Below are 19,575 nucleotides of genomic sequence, written 5' to 3'. Positions count from 1 at the left end.
GACATAAATACTGAAGAAACACCTGGCGCAGACATAGTGCCTTTACGTATTGTACCAAATACAGTTACACCAACAGGAGCAAACGCAGGTGAATTTTATGTTGCCGATGACGGATTATTATACGGCTACGATGCTACAAGATCAAAATGGCTGAGTGTGAGTAGAAATATTATAGGTTGGGGTGCTAATAATGGTAATTCTAATATATATTTACGCCAATTTAATGGAACATTATCCAATCTTAATGGTTGGAGAATGATCAGAAATGGAACGATTACTACAATAAGAGTTCAAGGTGGTAGTAATCAAACCTATACAATTGAAATTAGAAAAAATGATGTTACAACTGCAATAGCATCTTTAGACGTAACTAGTGCTCAAGGTAATCATGATACAACTATAAATGTAGATTTTGAAGAAGGAGATTATTTACAATGTTATGTAAATGTAACTAATGGTTCTAGAATAACTTATCCACAAGCACTTATTCAAATTGCGTGGAGAAAATAATAAATAGTTCTAATTAAAAAAACTACATTATTACTGTTAACTTTCATTTTTAGTAATACAAATAACAAATAAGCTTTTAGAACTTCTACACTGAAATAAAGCGCTAAAAATCAGTTTTTTAAACTCAAATCATTAAGACTAAAGAATTGAATATTATAAATATTAAAATTCTAACATAAAACCCTAAGAAATAACAAATATTATTGGTTTTTATTGAAAAAAATAATAGTATATTTGCATCTTCAATGAAAAACTCATTGATATACATAAAAATCATTTAAATAATATTGGCATGTACTTAACTAAAGAAGTAAAAGAAAGCATCTTCGAAAAATACGGTAAAGGAAAAAACGATACTGGAAATTCAGAAGGTCAAATTGCATTATTTACGCACAGAATTAACCATTTAACTGAGCACTTAAAAAACAATCGTAAAGATTTTAATACAGAGCGTTCATTAGTAATGATGGTAGGTAAACGTAGAAGTTTATTAGATTATTTAAAAAAATCTGATATTACTAGATATCGTGCAATAATTAAAGAATTAGGAATTAGAAAATAATTCTTACAAAAAAGAGGCTCTATAAACGTGCCTCTTTTTTTATTTTAAAACGAATAGTAAATTCTAACTAACAAATAGAATTTTTATAAAAAAATCAAAAATAGTAACAGCATTTTTGAATTTCCATTGCAACAAACAACAACACAACAACAAAAAAAATTAAAAAATTAGAATTAAAAATTTATGATTCCAAAAGTATTTAGAGAGGTTATAGACCTTGGAGATGGAAGAACCATTTCATTAGAAACCGGTAAATTAGCAAAGCAAGCACACGGTTCAGTTGTTGTTCAAATGGGAAAAGCAATGTTGTTATGTACTGTAGTATCTAGCTACAAAGCAGGTACTGTAGACTTTTTACCATTAACGGTAGATTATAGAGAAAAATTTGCTGCTGCAGGACGTTATCCTGGAGGATTCTTTAAAAGAGAAGCAAGACCAAGTGATGGAGAAGTATTAACAATGCGTTTAGTAGACCGTGTTTTACGTCCATTATTTCCAAAAGACTACCATTCGGAAGTACAAGTAATGATTCAATTGATGTCTCATGATGAAGATGTTATGCCAGATGCATTAGCAGGTTTAGCAGCATCAGCAGCAATTCAATTATCAGATTTCCCTTTTGAATGCCCTATTTCTGAAGCACGTGTTGCAAGGGTAAATGGAGAGTTCATAATCAACCCAAATAGAGCACAATTAGCAGAATCTGACATTGATATGATGATTGGAGCTTCTGCAGATTCTGTAATGATGGTTGAGGGCGAAATGGATGAGATTTCTGAAGAAGAAATGGCAGACGCTATTAAGTTTGCTCATGAAGCTATCAAAGTACAATGTGCTGCTCAAATTCGTTTAGCTGAAGCTTTTGGTAAGAAAGAAACAAGAGAATACGAAGGAGAAAGAGAAGATGAAGAATTAGCAACAAGAATTCACGACTTTTGTTACGACAAATGTTATGCTATTGCTAAAAAAGGAACTTCAAAAGTTGAACGTACAACTGCTTTTTCTGAAGTAAAAGAAGAATTAAAAGCAACTTTTACAGAAGAAGAATTAGAAGATTATGGAGATTTAGTTGGAAAATATTTTAACAAAGCTCAAAAATCTGCAGTTAGAGAATTAACTTTAGCAGAAGGTTTACGTTTAGATGGTCGTAAAACGGATGAAATTAGACCAATTTGGTGTGAAGTAGATTATTTACCATCAACTCATGGTTCATCTATTTTTACACGTGGTGAAACACAAGCATTAGCAACTGTAACTTTAGGAACATCTAGAGAAGCAAATAAAATAGACATGCCTTCTTACGAAGGTGAAGAAACTTTCTATTTACACTATAACTTCCCTCCTTTTTGTACTGGTGAAGCAAGACCGTTAAGAGGAACATCTCGTAGAGAAGTTGGTCATGGTAACTTGGCACAACGTGGTTTAAAAGGAATGATTCCAGACGATTGCCCTTATACTGTAAGAGTAGTTTCTGAAGTATTAGAATCTAATGGTTCTTCTTCAATGGCAACAGTTTGTGCTGGTACAATGGCATTAATGGATGCAGGTGTACAAATGACTAGACCAGTTTCTGGTATTGCTATGGGATTAATTTCTGATGGAGATCGTTATGCAGTTTTATCTGATATTTTAGGTGATGAAGATCACTTAGGTGATATGGATTTTAAAGTGACAGGTACTTCTGAAGGAATTACTGCTTGCCAAATGGATATTAAAGTAAAAGGACTTTCTTACGAAATTTTAGTAAATGCACTAAAACAAGCAAGAAATGGTCGTTTACACATTTTAGAGAAATTAACTGATACGATTACTACTCCTAACGAAGAAGTAAAAGCGCATGCTCCTAAAATGATTAACAGAAGAATTCCTAATGATATGATTGGGGCATTTATTGGACCAGGAGGTAAACATATTCAAGAATTACAGAAAGAAACAGGAACGACAATTGTAATTACTGAAGACGCTGTAACTGAAGAAGGAATTATTGAAATTTTAGGAACAGACCCAGCAGGTATAGAACAAGTAATTTCTCGTATCGAGTCAATGTTATTCAAACCAGAAGTTGGTAGTGCATACCAAGTAAAAGTTATCAAAATGTTAGATTTTGGTGCTGTAGTTGAATATGTAGAAGCTCCAGGAAACGAAGTTTTATTACATGTTTCTGAATTAGCTTGGGAACGTACAGAAAACGTTACTGATGTTGTTAATATGGGAGATGTTTTTGATGTTAAGTATTTTGGTATAGACTCAAGAACTCGTAAAGAAAAAGTTTCTAGAAAAGCATTGTTACCTAAACCAGAAGGTTATGTAGCAAGACCACCAAGAGATGACAAACGTTCTGGTGGACGTGATAACAGATCTAGAGACAATCGAAGAGATGATAGAAAACCAAGAGCTCCAAGAGAACCTAGAAAAGAAGAATAATTTCTTTATAAAATAAATGTTTAAAAATCGTCAATATTAATTGGCGATTTTTTTTTGCTTTTTTGTTTCTTTGTAACTCTTAATGAAAATTCAAAAAATCACATTTTTATCTTTAGGAACAAATCAAGGTAACAAACTTGAAAACCTACAAAATGCAATTAATTTAATTGCGGATAAAGCTGGTAATGTGCAAAAAATTTCTTCAGTTTACAAAACTGCTTCTTGGGGTTTTGATAGCAATGATTTTTTTAATGTTTGTATTCAAATTTCTACAAATTATGCACCAGAAAAATTGATGCAAATTCTTTTAAATATTGAAAACGAATTAGGCAGAAAAAGAAATGATTCTGGTTTATATTCTGATAGAAATATAGATATTGATATATTATTATTTGATAATGACATTATCTTTTCAAAAACAGTTACTGTACCTCACCCAAAAATGTTGGAGCGTAAATTTGTTTTAATTCCGTTGATTGAAATTGCTGGTCAAACTTATCATCCTATAGCAAAAAAACAACTTTCTAATTGTTTACAAAATTGCAATGATTCTTCTCAAGTTAAGATTATTAACGAAAACCTAAAAAGACCCATTACAATATCAGAAAAATACAATTACATTGCTATTGAAGGAAATATTGGAGCAGGAAAAACATCTTTATCAAAACTAATTTCAAATCAATTTACCGCTAAAATTGTATTAGAACGTTTTGCAGACAATCCTTTTCTACCAAAATTTTATGAAGATAAAGAGCGTTATGCTTTTCCTTTAGAAATGAGTTTTTTAGCTGATAGATATCAACAATTATCGGATGACTTAGCTCAGTTAGATCTATTCAAAAATTTTGTTATTTCTGATTATTACATCTTTAAATCATTGATTTTTGCACAAATAACGTTGCAAAAAGACGAATATTTATTGTACAGAAAAATGTTTAATTTGATGTATAAAGAAATTACAAAGCCAGATTTATATGTTTATTTATATCAAAATACTAATCGCCTTTTAGAAAACATTAAAAAACGTGGTAGAGATTATGAACAAAATATAGAAGCAGATTATCTACAAAAAATTCATGATGGATATAAAAGTTTTATTAATACAGAACAGAAATTAAACGCACTTATTATTGATGTTTCTGATTTAGATTTTGTAGACAATCATGAAGATTATAAACAAATAATTAAAAAAATTGAACAAGTTTAAAAATTACTTTTTAAGCTCTAATTTTTCTGCAAAATAATCACAAAAATCTCTCATTGTAGCGCTCATTTTTTCATCATTAGTTGCACGTTCAAAAGAATCTGCCATTGATACTAAAGTTTGATGATAAAATATTTTCATCTCATCAACAGGCATTTCTTTGGTCCATAAATCCATTCTTAAGGTATCTTTTTGTTTAGAATCCCAAACAGAAATCATTACTGCCTTTGAAGTTTCATTATTTATTCCGCCATCCTTTGCTGTCCAAGAAATTTCTTCAGGAACTTTATTTTCATCTAAACCAATGTTAAATTTTACTTCAGAGTTATGTTTAACAGCCATTACTTTTTAGGTTTGTATTTAGATTTATTATATAAATCTATTTCAGTTATTTTTAATAATTCTTGCAAAGATACATCATTATGATTCATATAAGATTTTACAATTTGCCACCCTACCCAAACTCCAATTTTACCAGGGGATAAATTATCATGTTCTAAATAAAACTTAGAAAATGGCGCATCTTCTAAAAATCGCTTATTAATTTTTGTATCCGTTGAAAACAAAAGATCCTTTTCAATAAAATACATCCAAATTTGCTCTTCATTAGCTTCTGCCCAATCTATTTTTTCTTGAGAATACCCTATTTTTTCTTTATTAGAAACTTCAGGTAAATACATATCTAACAAATACATTTTTTTACCTTCATAAATAATTTTCTCAACAAAACTTCTATTATTTAATGATGAAAATTGTTTATTAATAAGTGCTTTAGCAACATCAACTACAATATGATTTTTAGTATTATTCTCTTTAATATACTTAGGGTAATCATTATAAAACTGATGGTTTTTACCAAGATAAACGTCTAAAGAAACAAGTAATAAACTATCGGCATATATAACTCTACTATCATAATCAATATTAGTTAGCATAGTAATTATTTTGGGTGCAGTAAATTTTGTATTATAATACTTTACATGTTTAAAAAGTGATGTTAATTGGTTTTCTACCTCAGAAAAATTTGAATATTTTTTTTGAGTTTCTTTAAATAATTCTTGTTCTTGCTTGTCATTTATTTTAGCAAATGATAAACTATCGGTAAACTCCAAAGGAAAAAAATAAGGATATTTTTGTTTAATTTTAGGTAGAGTTTCTGGTGTAGCATTATAAAAATCTATATCATATCTATCTATATAAAGATCAATATCAATTTTAGAAACATCAACTTTTTTAATATTTTTTTCAGAACAAGAAAAAAACAACAACAAAACCGTTAAAAACAATAATAGAAATCTCATAATCTTTGTATCTTAGTCTTTAAAATTAAAGAACGTTAAAAGTACTAAAATAGTTTATCAATGAATACTGAAAAAGTAGCAGAACATATTATAAATTGGTTAAAAGATTATGCAGTAAATGCAAAAGTAAATGGTTTTGTTGTAGGTGTTTCTGGTGGAATAGATTCTGCCTTAACTTCAACGCTGTGTGCAAAAACGGGTTTACCTACTTTATGTGTAGAAATGCCTATACACCAAGCACAAAGTCAAGTTACAAGAGCTGAAGAACATATTGCTCAACTTAAAGAAAAATTTGATAATGTATCTGAAACTAGAGTTGATTTAACCTCTACATTTGAAGGTTTTAAAGCTGTAGTTCCTAATTCTGAATTTGAGCCTACTGATAAACTAAATTTATCTTTGGCAAATACAAGAGCTAGGTTAAGAATGACAACTTTATACTATTTTGCTGGTTTACATGGTCTATTAGTTGCCGGAACAGGTAATAAAGTAGAAGATTTTGGTGTTGGATTTTATACAAAGTATGGTGATGGTGGTGTAGATTTAAGCCCAATTGCTGATTTAATGAAATCTGAAGTTTATAAATTAGCCGCTTATTTAGGTGTACCAAGTTCTATACAAACGGCTCAACCTACAGATGGATTATTTGGTGATAGCAGAACCGATGAAGATCAAATTGGAGCCTCTTATGATGAATTAGAATGGGCAATGAAAATGCAAGATGAAGGTAAAACTAATGAAGATTTTTCTGACAGAAAACTAGAAGTTTTTAAAATTTACACACGTTTAAATAGAATAAATCAACACAAAATGAACCCAATACCTGTTTGCGAAATACCAAATCAGTTAAAGTAAATTAGCAGAAATCATCATTTTTTTTATTTTAATATACTTTTTCTTTCTAGATCCGTATAAAATATGATAAGGAAGAAGTGTAAATTGAAATAAAATTGCAATAACTTTAAAAACTCTATACATTTTGTGTTCTTTATACCTTTAAGAAACTATAAAAAGCATAAAGTCACTTATTTAATATAATAGTTTACAATTAATTATAATAGATTGGCAGCAATCATCATTTTTTTTATCCTCATGTAAGCTTTTCTTTTAGAGCCATTTGAAATTTCAAAAGGCAATAAAAAAAATAATTGAATAATTTTTAAAATTTGGAATAGCTTTTTCATATCAGGAATATTTCTTTTTCTGCTGCAATATACAAAAAAACAGGTGAAACATTTTAAAAGAGTAAACAGGAAAAACCCTCTTTTTACAATTTGTTAACATCAGTAAAAAATAAAGAAGTGTATTTAACTAATTAAATAACAATAATTTAATCATTTAAATTATATAAAAAATAAAAGTTGGCTGTAACAAATTAAACTACTCTATTCAATTTATCAAAAAGTCTTATTCTTAAAGAATTATAATTCATTATTTCTTCTTTTTCTTCATTTGAGTATTCTTTTTCTGTAATTAACCGTTCTTTAACCAACTCTTCAATTAATACTCTTCTAAGATTAAAAACCACATCATTTACAGCTTTAGTTAAAACTTCTAGCTCAGATTTAACTTCTATATTTTTACTTTCCCAGTTACTTAATTGCCTATTTGGATCTTCTTGATCCATTAAAATAGAAGTAACAATATTTGCTATTTCTGGGTTCTTCTGATTTAAAAGCTTATCTGTTTCTATTTTTTCTGATTGATTTAATTGATGAATAATCTCAGAATAAATTTCTTGAAAAACAGCGTTTGAAAACTCAATTTCATCATCTTGTAAGTGCAAATAAATTTCTGCTGATACTGTATTTTGATACTTCCTTATGGTAATTACTTCTTTGCCTTCTTCATCAACATTTACAATTTCTTCGTTAAAACTAGTCTCTTCATTACCATACAATAATAAAATTCTGATAATTTCTTTTTCAAGAATTGATAATTGATCTATTTTATAAGTAGCAATTTTACCACCTTTAACAAGTGCCATTGAAGCTTGCTCTTGCTCCATAAAGTATTCTGGTGGGGGTTCATTTGGGTCTACTTTTTTATTATTAAAACTTGTTTTAGTTTTTTGAGTAGCTTCTTTTTTTAGTAATTGAGCTAACTCACTAAATAAAACTCGCTCAGAAATATCCATAATTCTAGCACATTCTTGTATATATATTTCACGTTGAATTCCGTCAGGAATTTTAGAAATACTTGTTACAATATCTCTAATTACACTTGCTTTTTTTATAGGATCATTATTAGAGTCTTTTAATAAAAGTGATACTTTAAAATTTATAAAATCTTGAGCAGAGCTCTCTAAATACTCTTTTAGCTCAATATCTGAATGCGATTTTGCAAAGCTATCTGGATCTTCACCATCAGGAAATTGAACTACTTTTACGTTCATCCCTTGTTCTAAAATTAAATCGATACCACGAATAGAAGCTCTAATTCCTGCCGCATCTCCATCAAAAAGAACTGTAATATTTTTTGTTAACCTGTTAACCAAACGTATTTGATCTGAAGTTAAAGCTGTACCAGAAGAAGCTACAACATTCTCAATACCAGATTGATGAAATGAAATTACATCTGTATAACCTTCTACCAAAAAACAATTATCTTGTTTCGCTATTTCTTTTTTTGCCTGGTAAATTCCATACAATATTTTACTCTTATGATAAATATCACTTTCAGGTGAATTTAGATATTTTGCTGCTTTTTTATCGGCAGTTAAAATACGCCCTCCAAAACCTAAAATTCGTCCAGACATTGAATGTATAGGAAACATTACCCTACCCTTAAAACGATCAAATTGCTTGGTTTCTTTTACAATTGATAATCCTGTAGAGGCTAAGTATTTTAAATCATATCCTTTAGCTAATGCCGCTTTTGTAAAATTATCCCATTCATCTACACAATACCCTAAATCAAATTTCTTAATGATATCATCTCTAAACCCACGTTCTTTAAAATAACTTAAACCAATTGCTTTTCCTTGATTGGTATTCAACATTAAATCGTGAAAATAATCTTTGGCAAAATTAGACACCAAAAACATACTTTCTCGTTCGTTCATTTGCTCTTTCTGCTCATCCGTTTGCTCAGTCTCCTCAATTTCTATATTATACTTTTTAGCTAACCATTTTATGGCTTCAGGATATGAATAATGCTCATGTTCCATTAAAAAAGAAATAGCATTACCGCCTTTTCCTGTAGAAAAATCTTTCCAGATTTGTTTTACTGGAGAAACCATAAATGATGGTGATTTTTCATCAGTAAATGGACTTAAACCTTTAAAGTTACTCCCTGCTTTTTTTAGTTGAACAAATTCACCAATAACCTCTTCTACTCTTGCAGATTCAAAAACTCGGTCTATGGTACTTCTGGAGATCATTTATTTAATTTGATAAAAAAGATGAACAAATATAAGAATTACTACTTTGGTTTGTTTCTAAAAATTAACAAACAAAAAAAAGACCTTTCAAATTTTAAAAACTTGAAAGGTCTAATAAACTGTAACTTATTTTTATGATGCTGCTCTTAACTTTTTAAGAGCTGTTTTTGTTAATTTAGTTTCTGCATATTTTTTTGTTACTTTAAATTCTTTTTCTTCAGAACTTGGCAATTCAAACATTGCATCTGTAAAAATTGCTTCACACAAAGAACGCAATCCTCTTGCCCCTAATTTATATTCAACAGCTTTATCAACTATATAATTTAATGCGGCTTCATCAATGGTAAATTCTACATCATCCATCATAAATAATTTTGCATATTGCTTAATTATTGAATTTTTAGGCTCTGTTAAAATTGCACGCAAAGTTTTAGCATCTAAAGGATTCATGTAACTTAAGACTGGCAAACGCCCGATAATTTCTGGGATTAATCCAAATGCTTTTAAATCAGAAGGAATAATATATTGTAACAGATTATCTTCATCTATTTTTTCATCACTTATTGAAGCGCTATAACCTACAGCTTGCATATTTAATCGCTTACTGATAATTCTATCAATTCCTGAAAAAGCGCCACCTGCAATAAATAAAATATTTTTGGTGTCAACTTCAATAAATTTTTGTTCAGGGTGTTTTCTTCCTCCTTTTGGTGCAACATTTACAACTGTACCTTCTAATAATTTTAGTAAAGCTTGTTGTACTCCTTCTCCAGAAACATCTCTTGTAATTGAAGGGTTATCACCTTTTCTAGCTATTTTATCTATTTCATCAATAAATACAATTCCTTTTTGGGCTTTTTCTACATCATAATCTGCAGCTTGTAAAAGTCTACTTAATATGCTTTCTACATCTTCTCCAACATAACCAGCTTGTGTTAAAACTGTAGCATCAACAATAGAAAAAGGAACATTTAACATTTTAGCAATGGTTCTGGCTACAAGTGTTTTACCTGTACCTGTTTCACCCACTAAAACAATATTACTTTTTTCTATTTCAACCTCATCAGCATTATCTTTTTCTTGAAGTAAACGTTTGTAGTGATTATAAACCGCAACAGCCATTGCACGTTTAGTTTCTGTTTGACCAATAATATATTGATCTAAAAACTCTTTTATTTCTAATGGTTTTTTAAGAGTCAGATCTTTAGCTAAATTATTAGATTTTACATCAGAGATTTCTTCTTCAACAATACCATGAGCTTGCTCTATACATTTATCACAAATATGTGCATCCATACCTGCGATTAACAAGTCTGTTTCAGCTTTTTTTCTACCACAAAATGAGCACTCTAAATCCTTCTCTTTTGACATTTTATTCTCTTTATAAACGCATTACAAATTTATGACTTTGTCTTTTTAAAAAACTACTTCAAAGTATTCGTAATGACAACTATTTTATTTTCTTGTTAAAATTTCATCAATCATACCATAGTTTTTTGCTTCATCAGCTTTCATCCAATAATCTCTATCAGAATCACTATGAACTTTTTCTATTGTTTGACCAGAATGATTTGCTATTATAGCATATAATTCATCTTTTAATTTTAAAATCTCTCTCGTAGTGATCTCTATATCAGAAGCTTGACCTTGAGCACCACCTAAAGGTTGATGAATCATAATTCTTGAATGTGGCAACGCAGAACGTTTTCCTTTTTGACCTGCACACATTAAAACAGCACCCATAGAAGCAGCCATACCTGTACAAATTGTAGCTACATCTGGTTTTATAAATTGCATTGTATCATAAATTCCTAAACCTGCATAAACACCTCCTCCTGGAGAATTTATATAAATTGAAATATCTTTATTAGCATCTACACTTTCTAAAAACAATAATTGCGCTTGAATAACATTTGCAACTTGATCATTAATTCCTGTTCCTAAAAAAATAATTCTATCCATCATTAAACGAGAAAAAACATCCATCTGAGTAATATTCATTTGACGTTCTTCCATAATATAAGGTGTTAAACTACTTGTTATTTGACCTAAATATGTACTACTAATTCCTTGATGTTTTGTTGCGTATTTTTCGAACTCTTTTCCGTAATTCATTGCTATATTCTATTTAATGTTTGATTCGTAAATATAAGAAGATTTCTATTAATAAAACTGGAAGTATTTAAGCTAAAAAACCTGAATTTTTCAATTCAGGTTTTTTTTAAATAAGAAGTTGAAACCAGTTCAAAATTACAAATTAAAATTTTTATTTGTAAACTTCTTTTATAAAGTCTTCGTAAGAAACTTCTTTAGATTTAAATTTCATGTTATCTTTAAAGAAAGTTAACATTTTATTACTAATTAATTGAGATTGTAATTTTTGAGCTTCTTCTTGGTTTTGTAAGATTCTACCAGCAATATCATCTAACTCTTTTTCTTCAGGATTCATATTACCAAACTGAGCCATTTGAGTTCTAATAAAACCTTTGGCATAATCTACTAATTCTTTATAATCTATTTTGATATCATTATCTTTCATAATCTTACCTTCGATTAATTGATAACGTAACCCTTTTTCTGATTTTTCGTATTCAGCAGCAGCTTCTTCAGCAGTTAATTCTTTTTCACCAGCTGTTGATAACCATTTCTTTAAAAAATCTGAAGGTAAATCAAACTTAGTATTTTCAATTAAATGCTCAGTTACGGCATTTAATAATTGCTGATCTCCTTGTTGTGCAAATTGCTTTTCAGCATCTTCTTTAATTTTACCTCTTAATTCTGTTACAGTTGTTACACTACCATCAGCAAATAATTTATCAAACAATTCTTTGTCTAAATCTGCTGGTTCTGTTTTAGTAATATCTTCTACAGTAAAAGAAACGGTAATATCTAAATCATTAATTTCTTCATGAGGAACATCTAAAAGGTGTTGTAGTTTATGATTATCTTCAAACAGTTTTTTAGTTTTTAGTTCTATAACATCTCCTATTTTAGCACCAATAACTTTCTTTTCGTTTTTCTTACCTTTTAAATCATTTACCAAAAAAGTAGATTTTTTGTTGATTCCTTTTTCTTCATTTACAAAAGTACCTGTTACATTAGAATGCTCAGTAGCTTCATCTAAAGAACTCATTTTTCCGTAACGAGTTTGAATATTTTTTACTTCTTCATCAATCAACTCTTCAGTAGCAACAATATTATATTGAGTTACTTTGTTTTTTGCTTTAACATCAACATCAAATTGTGGTGCTAAACCTAATTCAAATTCAAATGTAAAAACATCTGCATCCCAATTAAAATCTTCTTTAACTCTTGGTAAAGGGTTTCCTAAAATATCTAATTTTTCTTCTGTTAAAAACTTATTCAAAGATTCTTGTAAAAGTTTGTTAACCTCATCTATCATTATAGATTTACCATATTGCTTTTTAATCATTCCCATTGGCACGTGCCCTTTTCTAAATCCTGGAATGTTAGCTTTTTTACGGTAATCTGTTAACAATTCTGTTACTTTTGCTTGATAATCATCAGCAACTATATCAACTTTTACAACTGCGTTTAACGCATCAATGTTTTCTTTTGTAATATTCATTTCTTTGTTCTCTGGTTCTTAAAAAATCGAGTGCAAAATTAATCAAATTAATTTAGGCTGCAAAAGTTTAAATAGTTCAATTTCAGTATTTTCGTTTTATAAAAAATTTTATAAATGAAAAGCACCAAGCTACAATCATAAAAATAAAAAAAAAGCTTAATTTTGCTCAACTTTTATTTTCATAGAAAATATATCATAGTCAAAAAAAAATCATGCAATACAATAGAATTCTTTTAAAATTAAGTGGAGAAGCTTTAATGGGTGAAAGGCAATATGGAATTGATCCAAAGCGTCTTTCTGAATATGCCAAAGAAATTAAACAAGTAATAGATAAAGGAATTGAAGTTGCTATTGTTATTGGTGGTGGTAATATTTTTAGAGGTGTCTCTGGAGCGGCAAACGGTATGGATCGTGTACAAGGTGATCATATGGGTATGTTAGCAACCTGTATTAATGGTTTAGCTTTACAAAGTGCCTTAGAAGATGAAGGTGTACATACACGCTTACAAACTGCACTTGAAATTAAAGAAGTTGCTGAGCCATATATTAAAAGAAAAGCAATTCGTCATTTAGAAAAAGGGAGAGTAGTAATTTTTGGTGCAGGAACTGGAAATCCTTATTTTACAACAGATACAGCAGCTGTTTTAAGAGCAATTGAAATTGATGCAGATTGTATATTAAAAGGCACAAGAGTAGATGGTATTTATGATGTTGATCCTGAAAAAGACAAAAATGCTATCAAATTTGAAACGATTACATTTAAGGATGTAATTAAAAAAGGCTTAAAAGTAATGGATATGACTGCTTTTACTTTAAGTGAAGAAAATAAATTACCAATTATTGTTTTTGATATGAACACAAACGGAAACTTATTAAAACTAGTTTCTGGTGGTAAAATTGGTACTATTGTTGATAATTAATAATCGAAATCTTTAAAATAAATAAAAAGATGAACGAAGAAATAGAATTTATATTAGACACTGCTAAAGAAGCAATGACAAATGCAATTACGCATTTAGAAAAAGAATTACGTTCAATTAGAGCTGGTAAAGCAACACCTGCTATGTTAGGAACTGTAATGGTTGATTATTATGGATCTCAAACTCCATTAGCGCAAGTTGCAAATGTAAGTACTCCAGATCCTAGAACTTTAAGCATTCAACCTTGGGAAAAAGGGATGTTGCAAAATATTGAAAAAGCAATTCAAATTGCCAATTTGGGTTTAAACCCTATGAATAATGGTGATTTAATTATGATAAACGTTCCACCATTAACTGAAGAACGTAGAAAAGATTTGGCTAAACAAGCAAAATCTGAGGCTGAACATGCTAAAATTGGTATTAGAAATGCAAGAAAAGATGCCAATAATGACATCAAAAAAACGGATATTTCTGATGACATGAAAAAAATTGCAGAAGATGATATTCAAAAATTAACAGATAGCTATGTTAAAAAAATTGACGAAATACTTTCTATAAAAGAAAAAGAAATAATGACAGTTTAAACTTTATTATTTTATTTAAAATAAATTAAAAAGAGTGTTTCTAAAAAACACTCTTTTTTTAGTTTATAAACATTCATCATTTTAATTACCTTTGCAAAAAAATTACACATGAATTTTTGGACAAAAGTTGCCGGTATTATTTTAAGAAACCGCTTCTTGGTTTTATTGGTAATACTAGGTATAACAGCATTACTAGCTTCTCAAATGAAGTACATGAAGTTTTCTTACTCAGAAGCAAACTTATTACCAGAAACTCATGAAGCCAATTTAGACTATAACAAATTTTTAGAAATTTTTGGTGAAGAAGGTAATCTTATAATTCTAGGAGTTAAAGACTCCACTGTATTTACTCCTAAAAAATTTAATGCTTGGAATAATCTTGTAAATAAATTTAATAATCTAGATGAAATAGATTTTACTTTATCAATTGCTGATGTTCAAAAATTAAAGAAAGATAGTAAGAATAGAAAATTTATTTTAGAACCTTTATACGAGAAAGAACCTACAACTACTGAAGAAATATCAAAAATAAAAAAGCAACTTTTTGAGAAACTTCCTTTTTACGACAACCTACTTTTTAATAAAGAAACTGGCACCTTACAAACTGCTATTTATATTAAAAAAGCAATAGTAAATACTCCAAAACGTAGAGATTTTATTTTTAAAACTTTAATTCCGATTATTGAAAAATTTGAAAGTGATAATAATTTAGATGTTCGTTTATCAGGAATGCCATACATAAGAACCTTAAATGCAAAGAATATACGAGATGAAATTATGCTTTTTGTTGGTGGTGCTTTAGGCATTACTGCTATAATTTTCTTTTTCTTTTTTAGATCCTTTAGAGCAACATTTATTACCTTACTTGTAGTTATTATTGGAGTTACTTGGGCTTTCGGATTTATTGGGCTATTTAGGTATGAAATTACAGTTTTATCAGCTTTAATACCACCATTAATTATTGTAATTGGTGTTCCTAATGCTGTATTTCTCATCAATAAATATCAGCAAGAGATAAAAAAACACGGTCAACAAGCCAAAGCTTTACAACGTGTAATTTCTAAAATAGGAAATGCAACCTTAATGACCAATATTACAACTGCATCTGGTTTTGCAACTTTTGTTTTTGTAAAGAGTAATTTATTACGTGAGTTTGGAATTTTAGCTTCTATTAATATCATCAGTATATTTATTTTGGCTTTGTTAATAATTCCTATTGCATATAGTTTTATGCCAATTCCAAAGAAAAAACATTTAAGTCATCTTGAAAAAAGATGGATAGAAAATGTTGTAAACTGGATGGAAAACATGGTAAGAAAACATAGAATTACTATTTATATAACCTCAGTAATAATTATAATAGCATGTATTATTGGTGTTTATCAAATTAAAGTTTCTGGAAGTCTAATTGAAGATATGCCAAAGAGTATGGGCTTTTATAAAGATATAAAATTCTTTGAAAAGGAGTTTGGTGGTATTATGCCTTTGGAGATTTTAATAGACACTAAGAAAGAAAAAGGTGTAATGAAATTGTCCACTTTAAAAAAGATGGATAAAATAAATGAAACCATAGAAACATTTCCAGAATTATCCAAACCTCTTTCTGTAGTTAATTTAGTAAAATACTCTAAGCAAGCATATTACAAAGGAAATCCTAAATATTATCAACTACCAACTAATCAAGAACAAAGCTATATTTTTTCTTATACTAAAAATTCAAATAGTGAAGCTGGCATGCTAAAAAACTTTGTAGATTCTACAGGTCGATATGCAAGAATTACAACTTTTATGAAGGATATTGGTACTGAAAAAATGGATGTGATTCAAGAACGATTAAAAGCAGTAATCAATAAAGAATTTTCTTCAGAAAAATACAACGTTTCTATTACAGGAAAAGCATTGGTATTTATTAAAGGAACTAATTATTTAATTAAAAATCTAGTTTTTTCTCTTTCACTAGCTATACTTTTAATTGCATTATTTATGGCTTGGATGTTTAGATCTCCACAAATGATTTTAATTTCTTTAATACCCAACATGTTTCCTTTATTAATTACAGCAGGATTAATGGGCTTTTTAGGAATCCCTATAAAACCATCAACTATATTAGTTTTTAGTATTGCATTTGGAATTTCTGTGGATGATACTATCCATTTCTTAGCAAAGTATAGACAAGAATTAATAGCTAATAATTGGCGAATACAACCCTCTGTTTATGCTGCTTTACGTGAAACAGGTGTAAGTATGTTTTATACTTCTATTGTATTATTCTTTGGGTTTTTAGTTTTTACACTATCTAGTTTCGGTGGTACAATTGCTTTAGGTGGTTTAGTTTCTATAACGTTACTGTTAGCAATGGTTTCTAATTTATTATTACTACCATCGTTATTATTAACATTCGAAAAAAAAATAGCAAACCAAAAAGTTTTTAAAGAACCTTCAATGAAAATAATACCTACGAAAGAGGATAAATTACAATAAAAAACCTTTACTAAATGTAATTTAGTAAAGGTTTTCTTCAATTTTTGGTTGAGGGTAAAACTATTTAAATAGAATATAAAAATATTTAAATAGATAAAACATTCTTTTCATATTAGTTATTTCATTCTCTTTCAATAACAAGTTCTTACAAAGTTAAAAATCAATATAATAGGACACAACTGTGTTAATACACAGTTTTTTATTATTATTGTATTATGGATGAAAATTTTGGAGAATATACAAGAGATAGAGTATCAAACATTCCTTTTGACATTAATGACCCTGTTTTTAATGAATATAAAGAAAAAGTTCATCAATTTACAGGACAGGCTGTCTATATCTATTCTTTTGAAAAAAATAGAATGTTGTACGCTAATGGCTGGGAAAAACTACTAGGTTTTAAAGATTCTGAAATTACATTATTAAAACTTATCAACGCAACATCAAAAAGACATTTTAATTTTTCTAATGAACTAAATGACAAGTCATTACAGTTTTTAAAAAACATAAAAACTGACTTAGATAAGTATAGTTTTACAATAGAAGTTGAAAAAATTCATGAAAATGGAGAAGTAATACCATTATTTTCTAGGGTTGGAATTTATAAATCTTATGAAGGAAATGTTTTAGAGGTAATTGGAATTTCTGAGAAAATTCATTCTAGAAAATTAGGTGATATTATGCAATATGCTGCTTATGGACCTGAAACTTCTAAATTTGAAGAAAGTTTAAACGAGCAATTATTTAACGAATTAGGAATTTCTAGAAAAGAAAAAGAAGCATTAGAATTAGCTGCAAAAGGTTATGCTTTTAAAGAAATTGCTGAGGTATTAAATGTTAGTCATTCTGCAATTGAAAAAAGAATTTTTCCTTTATATAAAAGATTTAATGTAAAAAGCTTACCTCATTTAATTAGCTTTTCTTATAAGAACCATATTTTGTAAGTAATTGATTTTCAAAACTTATTTAACAAATTTTAAAATATTAATTATAATAAATGTAATTAATATCTTCGTAAAATAAATATTTTTTTTTCAGCTTTATTTGATTAAAAAAACTTAAATAATTTTACTACAAAAAAAAGTATCTTTACATTTCAGTAAATTGTTTATCGCAAATCAAAACATTAAAAAAATGACAGAGAAAAACGTTGCCGAAATTTTAAAATCGGATTCAGTTTTACAGGAAGTACATTTAAAAGGTTGGGTAAGAACTTTTAGAAGCAATAGGTTTATTGCTTTAAATGATGGTTCCACAATAAATAATATTCAATGTGTAATCGATTATGAAAACACATCAGAAGAAACTTTAAAAAGAATAACAACTGGAGCTGCAGTTTCTATTAAAGGAGTAGTAGTAGAAAGTCAAGGAAGAGGGCAATCTGTAGAAATTCAAGTATCAGAAATTGAAATATTAGGAGATTCAAATCCTGATGAATACCCTATTCAACCTAAAAAACATAGTTTCGAATTTTTGAGAGAAAATGCGCATTTACGTACAAGAACAAATACATTTAGTGCTGTAATGAGAGTTCGCTCTAAATTATCTTTTGCGGTGCATAAATACTTTCAAGAAAATGGTTTTAATTATGTAAACACTCCAATCATTACTGGTTCTGATGCAGAAGGTGCAGGAGAAATGTTTAGAGTAACTAATTTTAAAGATAACAAAGCACCAGTTACTGATGATGGAAAAATAGATTACTCCAAAGACTTTTTTGGTAAGGAAACCAACCTAACAGTTTCTGGGCAGTTAGAAGCAGAAACATTTGCAATGTCTTTAGGAAAAGCCTACACTTTTGGACCAACTTTTAGAGCTGAAAACTCTAATACAACACGTCATTTAGCCGAATTTTGGATGATAGAACCAGAAGTTGCATTTATGGATTTAGATGGAAATATGGATTTAGCTGAAGATTTTATCAAATTTGTAATTAATGATGTTTTAGAAAATTGCAAAGAAGATTTAGCTTTTTTAGATCAACGTTTAACGCAAGAAGAAAAAAGCAAACCTCAAGCCCAACGTAGTGAAATGAGTTTGTTAGATAAACTACAATTTATTGTAGACAATAACTTTAAACGCGTTTCTTATACAGAAGCAATTGATATTTTAAGAAACTCAAAACCAAATAAAAAGAAAAAATTTCAGTTTCCTATTAACGAATGGGGAGCAGATTTACAATCTGAACACGAACGTTTCTTGGTTGAAAAACATTTTAAATGCCCAGTAATTTTATTTGATTACCCAGCAAATATAAAAGCATTTTATATGCGTTTAAATGATGATGGAAAAACAGTTAGAGCAATGGATGTTTTGTTTCCTGGTATTGGAGAAATTGTTGGAGGATCTCAAAGAGAAGAAAGATATGATGTTTTGGTTGAAAAAATGAAAGCATTAGATATTGAAGAAAAAGAATTATGGTGGTATTTAGATTTACGTAAATACGGAACAGCTGTTCATTCTGGATTTGGGTTAGGTTTTGAAAGACTAGTACAATTTACTACAGGAATGAGTAATATTAGAGATGTAATACCTTTTCCAAGAACACCTCAAAATGCTGAATTTTAAAACAATTATTAAACTTAAATATTTCAAACGTCATTCCTCAAAGAATGACG

General features: G+C 28.7%; 16 protein-coding genes. 10 read left to right on the top strand and 6 right to left on the bottom strand.

The window, feature by feature from the left end; all coding sequences use genetic code 11:
- From Q0733_RS08715 to folK, 4 genes are all read left to right on the top strand, one after another.
- Positions 1 to 510, top strand: a 510-nt coding sequence (locus tag Q0733_RS08715) for a hypothetical protein (protein WP_298781406.1), incomplete at its 5' end; no start/stop codon positions are given.
- Between the two features lie 292 nt (positions 511 to 802).
- A complete protein-coding gene (rpsO, locus tag Q0733_RS08710) occupies positions 803 to 1,072 on the top strand; it encodes a 30S ribosomal protein S15 (RefSeq protein WP_298781403.1) in 270 nt (89 codons plus the stop codon).
- Between the two features lie 183 nt (positions 1,073 to 1,255).
- On the top strand, positions 1,256 to 3,496 hold the full coding sequence (locus tag Q0733_RS08705; protein WP_298781401.1) for a polyribonucleotide nucleotidyltransferase: 2,241 nt from the start codon (positions 1,256 to 1,258) through the stop codon (positions 3,494 to 3,496).
- Positions 3,497 to 3,578: 82 nt separating this feature from the next.
- Entirely contained in the window at positions 3,579 to 4,703 is a 1,125-nt protein-coding gene (gene folK / locus Q0733_RS08700; protein ID WP_298781399.1) for a 2-amino-4-hydroxy-6-hydroxymethyldihydropteridine diphosphokinase, read from the top strand.
- Positions 4,704 to 4,706: 3 nt separating this feature from the next.
- Here the strand turns inward: folK and gldC are convergent, their stop codons facing one another.
- Together gldC and gldB are read right to left on the bottom strand one after the other, a co-directional pair.
- Positions 4,707 to 5,042 carry a gliding motility protein GldC gene (gldC, locus tag Q0733_RS08695; protein ID WP_298781396.1) on the bottom strand — a complete coding sequence of 112 codons (336 nt, stop codon included), beginning with the start codon at positions 5,040 to 5,042 and terminating at the stop codon, positions 4,707 to 4,709.
- A complete protein-coding gene (gene gldB, locus Q0733_RS08690; protein ID WP_298781394.1) occupies positions 5,042 to 6,001 on the bottom strand; it encodes a gliding motility lipoprotein GldB in 960 nt (319 codons plus the stop codon). Before gldB ends, gldC begins: the two co-directional genes overlap by 1 nt.
- 60 nt (positions 6,002 to 6,061) lie before the next feature.
- Here gldB and nadE point away from each other — a divergent pair, with 60 nt between their 5' ends.
- Positions 6,062 to 6,856 carry an NAD(+) synthase gene (nadE, locus tag Q0733_RS08685; protein WP_298781392.1) on the top strand — a complete coding sequence of 265 codons (795 nt, stop codon included), beginning with the start codon at positions 6,062 to 6,064 and terminating at the stop codon, positions 6,854 to 6,856.
- Between the two features lie 520 nt (positions 6,857 to 7,376).
- Here nadE and dnaG read toward each other — a convergent pair.
- From dnaG to tig, 4 genes are all read right to left on the bottom strand, one after another.
- On the bottom strand, positions 7,377 to 9,383 hold the full coding sequence (gene dnaG / locus Q0733_RS08680; protein WP_298781389.1) for a DNA primase: 2,007 nt from the start codon (positions 9,381 to 9,383) through the stop codon (positions 7,377 to 7,379).
- 132 nt (positions 9,384 to 9,515) lie between these two features.
- On the bottom strand, positions 9,516 to 10,754 hold the full coding sequence (gene clpX / locus Q0733_RS08675; protein WP_298781386.1) for an ATP-dependent Clp protease ATP-binding subunit ClpX: 1,239 nt from the start codon (positions 10,752 to 10,754) through the stop codon (positions 9,516 to 9,518).
- Positions 10,755 to 10,838: 84 nt separating this feature from the next.
- Positions 10,839 to 11,498 (bottom strand): ATP-dependent Clp endopeptidase proteolytic subunit ClpP, encoded by a 660-nt coding sequence (clpP, locus tag Q0733_RS08670; protein WP_298781384.1) that lies wholly within the window; start codon positions 11,496 to 11,498, stop codon positions 10,839 to 10,841.
- Positions 11,499 to 11,649: 151 nt separating this feature from the next.
- A complete protein-coding gene (gene tig / locus Q0733_RS08665; protein WP_298781382.1) occupies positions 11,650 to 12,972 on the bottom strand; it encodes a trigger factor in 1,323 nt (440 codons plus the stop codon).
- A 212-nt stretch (positions 12,973 to 13,184) separates the two neighbouring features.
- Between tig and pyrH the strand changes: the two genes are divergently transcribed.
- From pyrH to asnS, 5 genes are all read left to right on the top strand, one after another.
- Positions 13,185 to 13,892, top strand: a complete 708-nt coding sequence (pyrH, locus tag Q0733_RS08660) for a UMP kinase (RefSeq protein WP_298781380.1) — start codon at positions 13,185 to 13,187, stop codon at positions 13,890 to 13,892.
- A 29-nt stretch (positions 13,893 to 13,921) separates the two neighbouring features.
- Positions 13,922 to 14,476: a ribosome recycling factor gene (frr, locus tag Q0733_RS08655; RefSeq protein ID WP_298781378.1), complete on the top strand. Its 555-nt coding sequence runs from the start codon at positions 13,922 to 13,924 to the stop codon at positions 14,474 to 14,476.
- A 108-nt stretch (positions 14,477 to 14,584) separates the two neighbouring features.
- A complete protein-coding gene (locus Q0733_RS08650) occupies positions 14,585 to 16,957 on the top strand; it encodes an MMPL family transporter (protein WP_298781376.1) in 2,373 nt (790 codons plus the stop codon).
- Positions 16,958 to 17,172: 215 nt separating this feature from the next.
- A complete protein-coding gene (locus Q0733_RS08645) occupies positions 17,173 to 17,901 on the top strand; it encodes a helix-turn-helix domain-containing protein (RefSeq protein WP_298781374.1) in 729 nt (242 codons plus the stop codon).
- A gap of 190 nt (positions 17,902 to 18,091) precedes the next feature.
- Positions 18,092 to 19,525 carry an asparagine--tRNA ligase gene (gene asnS, locus Q0733_RS08640; RefSeq protein ID WP_298781371.1) on the top strand — a complete coding sequence of 478 codons (1,434 nt, stop codon included), beginning with the start codon at positions 18,092 to 18,094 and terminating at the stop codon, positions 19,523 to 19,525.
- Positions 19,526 to 19,575 lie beyond the last annotated feature (50 nt).

This window comes from uncultured Polaribacter sp. (genome assembly GCF_947500975.1).
Taxonomy (GTDB): domain Bacteria; phylum Bacteroidota; class Bacteroidia; order Flavobacteriales; family Flavobacteriaceae; genus Polaribacter.
This window is presented reverse-complemented; position numbering and strand designations above follow the sequence as displayed.